General features: G+C 72.7%; 1 protein-coding gene. It reads left to right on the top strand.

The window, feature by feature from the left end; all coding sequences use genetic code 11:
- Positions 1–337: type VI secretion system Vgr family protein (locus I8J34_RS24360; protein ID WP_214364210.1), on the top strand; the 337-nt coding region annotated here is incomplete at both ends.

The raw sequence follows: 337 nt of genomic DNA, 5'->3' as shown, positions 1-337 counted from the left end.
CCAACTCGTCTTCGACGACACCGACAACCAGCAGCGCGCCGCCTTGCACAGCACCCAATACGCCTCGCAGCTCAACCTCGGCCACCTCATCCACCAGGCCGACAACTACCGCGGCAGTTTCAGGGGCTCCGGCGCCGAGCTTCGCACCGACGCCTGGGGGGCGCTGCGCGCCGCGCGCGGCATCACGCTCACCACCTGGGCCCAGCCCACCGACGCCGAGCCGGCCGGCGACATGGCCCCCGCCGCCGCCTTGCTCGGCCAGGCCGACACCCTGGCCCAAACCCTCTCCAAAGCCGCCGCCACCCACCAAACCGTGCCACTCGCCGCCGCCATCGGC

Origin of the sequence: Denitromonas iodatirespirans, from assembly GCF_018524365.1 — a bacterium.
GTDB classification, from domain to species: domain Bacteria; phylum Pseudomonadota; class Gammaproteobacteria; order Burkholderiales; family Rhodocyclaceae; genus Nitrogeniibacter; species Nitrogeniibacter iodatirespirans.
This window is presented reverse-complemented; position numbering and strand designations above follow the sequence as displayed.